6 protein-coding genes and 2 tRNA genes are annotated in these 6852 nt (G+C 72.9%); 2 read left to right on the top strand and 6 right to left on the bottom strand.

The features are described from left to right. Positions 1-150 precede the first annotated feature (150 nt). Both ABIB53_RS09150 and ABIB53_RS09145 read right to left on the bottom strand, forming a co-directional pair. A complete protein-coding gene (locus tag ABIB53_RS09150; protein ID WP_191564612.1) occupies positions 151-651 on the bottom strand; it encodes a DUF3145 domain-containing protein in 501 nt (166 codons plus the stop codon). A 310-nt stretch (positions 652-961) separates the two neighbouring features. Then, positions 962-1507, bottom strand: a complete 546-nt coding sequence (locus ABIB53_RS09145) for a hypothetical protein (RefSeq protein WP_354587929.1) — start codon at positions 1505-1507, stop codon at positions 962-964. Between the two features lie 161 nt (positions 1508-1668). Here ABIB53_RS09145 and ABIB53_RS09140 point away from each other — a divergent pair. After that, positions 1669-1742, top strand: a tRNA-Ile gene (locus tag ABIB53_RS09140). Positions 1743-1772: 30 nt separating this feature from the next. Here the strand turns inward: ABIB53_RS09140 and ABIB53_RS09135 are convergent. After that, positions 1773-3176, bottom strand: a complete 1404-nt coding sequence (locus ABIB53_RS09135; RefSeq protein ID WP_354587928.1) for an NAD(P)/FAD-dependent oxidoreductase — start codon at positions 3174-3176, stop codon at positions 1773-1775. A 153-nt stretch (positions 3177-3329) separates the two neighbouring features. On the opposite strand from ABIB53_RS09135, the gene ABIB53_RS09130 reads away from it, so the two are divergent. After that, on the top strand, positions 3330-4241 hold the full coding sequence (locus tag ABIB53_RS09130) for a transporter substrate-binding domain-containing protein (RefSeq protein ID WP_354587927.1): 912 nt from the start codon (positions 3330-3332) through the stop codon (positions 4239-4241). 58 nt (positions 4242-4299) lie between these two features. Here ABIB53_RS09130 and ABIB53_RS09125 read toward each other — a convergent pair. The 3 genes from ABIB53_RS09125 to dnaG all read right to left on the bottom strand — a co-directional run bounded on the left by ABIB53_RS09125 (position 4300) and on the right by dnaG (position 6840). After that, a tRNA-Asn gene (locus ABIB53_RS09125) sits at positions 4300-4372 on the bottom strand. A 57-nt stretch (positions 4373-4429) separates the two neighbouring features. After that, the gene (locus ABIB53_RS09120) at positions 4430-4924 is read right to left on the bottom strand and encodes a hypothetical protein (protein ID WP_201466411.1); all 495 of its coding nucleotides are present in this window, start codon (positions 4922-4924) and stop codon (positions 4430-4432) included. After that, a complete protein-coding gene (gene dnaG / locus ABIB53_RS09115) occupies positions 4921-6840 on the bottom strand; it encodes a DNA primase (protein ID WP_123090824.1) in 1920 nt (639 codons plus the stop codon). The genes ABIB53_RS09120 and dnaG overlap by 4 nt, the downstream gene beginning before the upstream one ends. Positions 6841-6852 lie beyond the last annotated feature (12 nt).

Genomic DNA, 6852 nt, shown 5'->3' with positions numbered 1-6852 from the left:
CGGCAAAGCTCCACCCCGGCAAACAACTTTACCTGCCCGAGGTCGAAGGTCCTTGCCCGAGGTGACTGGGGCGGGTGACTCAGGGCTGGGCGAGGGGGTGCGCCGGGGGGTGCACCCGCGGCCCACCCCTTCGTCATGGGTGGGAGGCGGTCAGCCGACCTTGTGCAGCCAGCGCACGGGCGCGCCCTCGCCGGCGTGGCGGAAGGGCTCGAGCTCGGCGTCCCACTGGCTGCCGAGGAGCTCGTCGAGCATGTCCTCGACGGCCTCCCCTGCGCCCTGGGCGAGGGTGAGGACCTCACGGAGGCGGTTCTCGTGGATGACGGTGTCGCCGGAGGCAGAGATCGTCGCGTGATGGATGCCCAGGCTCGGGGTGTGCGACCAGCGTGACCCGTCGACACCGGGGCTCGGCTCCTCGGTCACCTCGTAGCGCACGCCCTCCCACCCGCGCAGGGCGGAGGCCAGGGCCGCGCCGGTGCCCGGCAGACCCGTCCAGGAGACCTCGGCACGACGAAGCGAGGGACCCAGCGGCTGCTCGGTCCACTCGAGGGCCACGTCACGCCCGAGAGCAGACTCCAGCGCCCACGTGATGTGGGGGCAGAGCGCCGTCGGGGTGCTGTGGATGAACACCACTCCACGCGTTGCGATCGACATCCGTTCCTCCTTGTGTGCGATGGACGTCTTCCCCACGGCCAGGGCACTGCTCGGAGATGGATGCGCTCGATGCGCGGTGGTGATGCATAGATATGAGACGGCCGCAGCCGTCTGTTTGGGCTCATCATGCCCCATCGGCACCAGGAGCACCACCCCCCGCACCGGGCACTTCTGATGACTCTGGTAGTGCGAGGTCGCACGGGTCACGACTGCCTCACCCGTCACGGCCCGGGGCGAAGGGATCACGGCCCGGACGACGGGGCGAGCGGACCGGGCCCGGGGGCAGGGGCTCCCGGGCCCGGCCGGCAGGTCAGCTCGCGGTGGAGCTGGCGCTCGGCGACGAGTCCTGCTCGCCCTGAGGCGCCGAGGGCGCCTCCTGCTGGGCGTCGTCGGAGTCCTCGCCGCTCGAGCCCTGGGAGCCAGGGGCCTGGCCGGGTGCTCCGTGGCCGCCCGGGCCGCCGCGACCGTCGCGCTCCTCGACACCGGTCACGGTGAAAGAGTCGTCGACCGTGACCTCGACCATCGTGCCGTCCGTGCGGAGCATCATGACGTCGTAGCCGCCATCACGACCGAGGTGCACGCCCTTGACCGCGGCGTCCGCCTCCTTGCCCTGCGCGGCGGCGATCGCCTTGCTCGCGGCATCAGCGCTCAGCTCCCGGCCGTCGTCGACCGGCGCGGGCCGCTCCCCCTTCGCGCCCTGCTGACCCTGGCTGTCGCCGGAACCCTGGGTCGAGCTCGTGCTGGACGAGCCGGTCGAAGGGCTGTCGTCCGCCGAGGCGAACGAGGCGCCGGTGACGCCGAGGCCGAGGGCGGCGAGACCGGCCGCACCGATCCCGATGAGCTTCTCCGTCTGCATGTGTGTCTCCTTCCGTCGGGGATGTGGAGATCCCACGCTCGCCGCACGACGTAGGCCCGACCTCGGGCGGACCTGTCAGGAGGCTGTCGGTCGGCCGGCGACCTATGCGCGGGCAGGGGCGAAGGGGGCGGTAGCCTGCCCGCGTCACCGCCTCGCGGTGCGGGGCGGTAGCTCAGTCGGTCAGAGCAGCGGACTCATAATCCGTCGGTCCTGGGTTCAAGCCCCAGCCGCCCTACGTCACGACTGCTGGCTGCGTCCCGACCGCTCAGGAGTCGAAGCCCACCCCGGCGACGTCGAGCGCGCGCAGGAGCGGCCCCCTTCGCCCGGTCCTGTCCTCACGGGCCATCGCCGCACGGGTCGCCTGGACCGCCGCGTAGCGCAGCGGCTCTGGCGGGAAGGGGATGGGCTTGTCCCGCACCATCGACAGACCGGTGCGCTCGGTCTCGGCACCGGCGAGGAGGTCGAGCGCCACCGCCGCGCCGAAGCGCGTGGACGCGACACCCAGCCCGGTGTACCCCATCGCGTACGCCACGCGGCCGCCGTGCGAGGTCCCGAAGATCGGGGTGAAGCGCGAGGTCGTGTCGATGACCCCGGCCCACCGGTGGCTGATCCGCACTCCCTCCAGCTGGGGGAAGATCTCGAGCAGATGCCTCGCGAGCAGGTCGTGCGACGCCCCCTGCTCGAGCTCGGCGTCGATGCGGCCGCCGTAGTGATAGCTCGCGTCGTACCCGCCGAAGAGGATGCGGTCGTCGGCGGTGAGCCGGTAGTAGTGGAACTGGTTGCCCGCGTCGGTGAGCCCCTCGCGCCCGTGCCACCGCAGGGCCGCCAGCTGCTCGCCGGTGAGCGGCTCGGTCATGAGGACGTGGTCGTAGACGGGGATGACCCACGCGCCCACCCGCCGCAGCAGCGCGGGGTACGCCCCGGTCGCGAGGACGACCTGGTCGGCGCGGACCGAGCCCTCGTCACCGCGCAGCCGCATCCCCGACCCGTCGCGCACCATCGCCCGCACCGGGCTGCGCTCGACGACCTCGACGCCGCGCTCCCGGGCCGCGGCGGCCAGGCCCCACAGCAGCCGCGCCGGGTCGACGAGACCCACTGTCGGGTCGAGCATGCCGGCGCGGTAGCAGGGCGAGTCGACGCGCTCACGCGCCGCTCGGGCGTCGAGCCAGGTCACGTCGACACCGTGCTGCCGGTGCAGCTGGTAGCCCCCGCGCAGCGTGCCCACCTGGTGCTCGTCGAGCGCCAGGGTCAGCTCCCCCGGGACGTGGAGGTCGCAGCCGATGCCCAACCGGGCGACGTCGGCCTGCAGCCCCGCGAAGTTCTCGGCCCCCATCCGCTCGAGGGTCTCGATCTCGTCGGGCCAGCACCCGACCCCCTGGGCCAGCCCGTGGGTGAGCGAGGGAGAGACGAAGCCGCCGTTGCGCCCCGACGCGCCGAAGCCGAGCGGTCCCCCTTCGAGCACGACGACCCTCCGACCCGGGTCCGCCTCCGCGGCCTGCAGGGCCGCCCACAGCCCGGTGAAGCCGCCCCCGACGACCGCGAGGTCGCAGCGCACCTCGCCCCGGAGCGACTCCCCCGGTGCGGGCGCCGGCCGCACCTCGGGGTCGGTCCAGTAGGGCCGGCGGGCAGCCCCCGCGAGGGACTCGTGCTCGGTCGGGCGGTCGGGCATCGCTGCTCCTCGGTCGGGTGCGCAGGAGACTACGCCCGCGCCCCCGCACCCGTGCCCAGGGCTCGAGACGACGGGTGACGGTGCGGTCACAACCCCGCCTGACCTGGGCGAAGGGGGAGGCCGTCCCGTACGCGGGGTGCGAGGATGAGGGCCATGCCCAGGGGTCGTCGAGTCGCCGCTGCGCTCGCGGTCCCGGCCCTGCTGCTGGTGAGCGCGTGCAGCCAGGCCGTCGACGTGCCCCCGAGCACCTCGACCCCCACCCCTGGCACGACGACCTCGAGCGACGGGCTGCCGCCGGCGCCCGACCGCCTGCGCGTCGCGATCTCCTTCGACCAGCCCGGCCTCGGCGTCAAGGACGGCGACGACTACTCCGGTCTCGACGTCGACGTCAGCCGCTACGTCGCGCAGCAGATGGGCACCGAGCGCATCACCTTCGTCCAGGCGATCCCCGACCAGCGCGAGACCCTCCTCGCGACCGGTCAGGTCGACATGGTCGTCTCCAGCTACTCGATGACGCCGCAGCGCGCCGAGCAGGTCCGCTTCGCCGGGCCCTACCTCGTCACCGACCAGGAGCTCCTGCTCCCCCGCCGCAGCAGCATCCGCTCGCCGCAGGAGCTCCGGGGCTTCACCGTGTGCGGCGCCGCGGGCTCCTCGGCGACGCAGCGCCTCGTGCGCGACTACACCGGGCTGCACATCGTCGAGGAGAAGAGCGTCGACGCCTGCGTCGACCGGCTGCGCGACGACGAGGTCAAGGCGGTCACGTCCGACACGACGATCCTCGCCGGGTACCTCGAGGAGGACTACGGGAGCGACCTGCGGCTGTCCGGTCGCCCCTTCGGCCGGGAGTCCTACGGGATCGGGCTGGCCAAGGACGACAGGGCCCTGTGCTACCGGGTGAGCGAGGGGCTGCGCACGATGATCTCCTCGGGCGAGTGGCGCCGGGCCGTCGCCCGCAACCTGCCGAGCGCGAAGGTCATCGGCCGGCAGACCTACCGGCCGCCGCAGGTGCGGTCCTGCACGTCCCCGACCACCCCGTCGCCCTCCGGCTCGAGCACCTCGAGCTGACCCGGCCGGGGCACGACGAAGGCCCGGACGCGATGCGTCCGGGCCTGGTCATGAAGAGCTCCCCCGGTTGGACTCGAACCAACAACCTATCGATTAACAGTCGATTGCTCTGCCAATTGAGCTACAGGGGATCGCGCCTCAGCGCTGCGCCACCATAGCAAGAAGACCGCGAGCGACGAAAACGGCGGTCAGCGCTCGAGGCCGACGTGCTCCGCGAGCCGGGCGAGGGCGTCGTCGACCTGCTCCTTGAGCTCGGGCCGGTCGGGGTCGGCGCCCTCGGAGTAGATGGTCTGCACGCTCAGCGCGCCCGTCGCGAGGTCCTTGCGCAGGACGACCCGGGCCTTGTCGCGACGGTCGACGCCGACGTGCTCGGTGAGCACGACGCTGGCCTGGACGCGCTCGCGGAAGGCGTCCGTCACCGGGCCCGGGTCCGGCAGCACCCAGGCTCCCGGCTCACGCCCGTCGACGAAGCTCGCCCAGATCTCGTCGCGCTCGGGACGCCAGCCGCCGCCGTCGACGAGGTGCCACGGGCAGCGCTCGGGCTGCTCGCCGTCGACGACGAGCCGGTAGGTCGTCACGGCGAGCACACCGCCGTCGGCGAGGGCCGCGCTGGCGAGGACCCGCTCCCCCCGCTCGAGACCCTCGGGCTGGGGCTGCTTGTCACGTCGGCGCAGGATGCTCATCGGGTCAGCCCATCACGGATGGCTGCGCGCTGGCGCTCCAGGTCCTGCAGGCGCACCGAGAGTGCGCGCAGCTCGGCCTGGTCGGCCTTGGGGTCGGTGCCCAGGCGCCGCATCGTCGCCATGCCGTCGGCGATCTCGCGGCTCACCTGGCGCTCCCGCACCCGGGCGACGAGCGAGTCGGTGTACGCCCGCGGCGGCAGCCCGCTCGAGGCCTCGAGGACGACGGGCACGGGGGCGACGGCGAGCTCGGCGATGAGCCCGCGCACGGTGAGCGACGCGGCCTCGCCGAGCAGCGCGTGCCAGCCGCCGAGCGAGAGGTCCGGGCGCAGGCCGACCTCACGGATCGCGTCGAGCACGGCCCGGTGCGCCGGGGCGCTGATCGCCTCGGGCTGCCAGTCCTCGATGCCGGACTCGGCGAAGAGGGAGGGGTACTGCAGCACGGACTGGAAGAGCTGGCGCTCGGCGAAGACGACGGGGTCGCGCAGGTCGGGCGCCGGCAGCCCGGCCATCGCCTCCGCGCTCGGCTCTGGAGCGGCGGGTGCGGAGCGCTCCTTCGGCCCGGTGCTCGGCTGTGCCGAGACACGGCCGGCGCGCTGGGTCGCGGTGCGCATCTGCTCGACCTCGACGCCCACCCATCCGGCGACGGTGCGGATGTACTCCGGGCGCAGCGCGCTGTCGCGGATCGCGTTGATGATCGGGGCGACCGCCGTCATCGCGCGCACGCGACCCTCGGCGGTCGTGAGGTCGAAGCGCTCGAGCGTCGTGCGCACCGCGAACTCGAACATCGGGACCGCCGACTCGACGAGGTCGCGCACCGCGGCGTCCCCGTCGCGCAGCCGCAGGTCGCACGGGTCCATGCCCTCACGGGCGACCGCGACGAAGGACTGGCTGGCCCAGCGCTGGTCCTCGCCGTAGGCCTTCATCGCGGCCTTCTGCCCCGCCGCGTCGCCGTCGAAGGTGAAGACCACCCGCGCCGGCGACATGTCGGCCTCGTCGCGCATGATCCGCCGGAGCATCTTGATGTGGTCGACACCGAAGGCGGTGCCGCACGTCGCCACGGCCTGCTCGACCCCGGAGAGGTGGGCCGCCATGACGTCGGTGTAGCCCTCGACGACGACGGCCTTGCGCTCGGTCGAGATCGCCTTCTTCGCGAGGTCGAGCCCGTAGAGCACCTGGCTCTTCTTGTAGATCGCCGTCTCGGAGGTGTTGAGGTACTTCGCGTTGATCCGGTCGTCCTCGAAGAGGCGCCGGGCGCCGAAGCCGAGGGTGTCGCCCGTCGTGTCCCGGATCGGCCACAGCAGACGGCCGCGGAAGCGGTCGTAGAGGCCCCTCGAGCCCCGCCCGCTCAAGCCGGCGGCGACGAGCTCCTCGTCGGTGAAGCCGCGTCCGAGGAGGTGGCGGGTCAGCTCCTCGCCCCCGCGGGGTGCGTAGCCGATGCCGAAGCGCTCGGCGTCGGGGCGCATGAAGCCGCGCTGGCGCAGGAAGTCGCGACCGGCTCGCCCTTCGCTCGTGTCGACGAGCATCTGCTGGTACCACTGCTCGGCCGTGCGGTTGGCCTCGATGAGCCGGGAGCGCTTGCCGATGCTCTCGCCGCGGCGCGGCGCACCGCCCTCCTCGTAGCGCAGCTCGAGGCCGAGCTTGCCGGCGAGCCGCTCGACGGACTCGGTGAAGGTGAGGTGGTCGACCTTCTGCACGAAGTCGAGGACGTCTCCCCCTTCGCCGCAGCCGAAGCAGTGATAGCTGCCGACGGACTCGCGCACGGTGAAGGACGGGGTCTTCTCGTCGTGGAAGGGGCACAGCCCCTTCATCGCGCCGACCCCGGCGGGGCGCAGCGTCACGTGCTCGCGGACGACGTCGGTGATCGACGAGCGCTCCTTGACGGCCGTGACGTCCTCGGCCCTGATCCTGCCTGCCACGCGTGCACCTCC

Source organism: Janibacter sp. UYMM211 (assembly GCF_040547045.1).
Classification (GTDB): domain Bacteria; phylum Actinomycetota; class Actinomycetes; order Actinomycetales; family Dermatophilaceae; genus Marihabitans; species Marihabitans melonis.
This window is presented reverse-complemented; position numbering and strand designations above follow the sequence as displayed.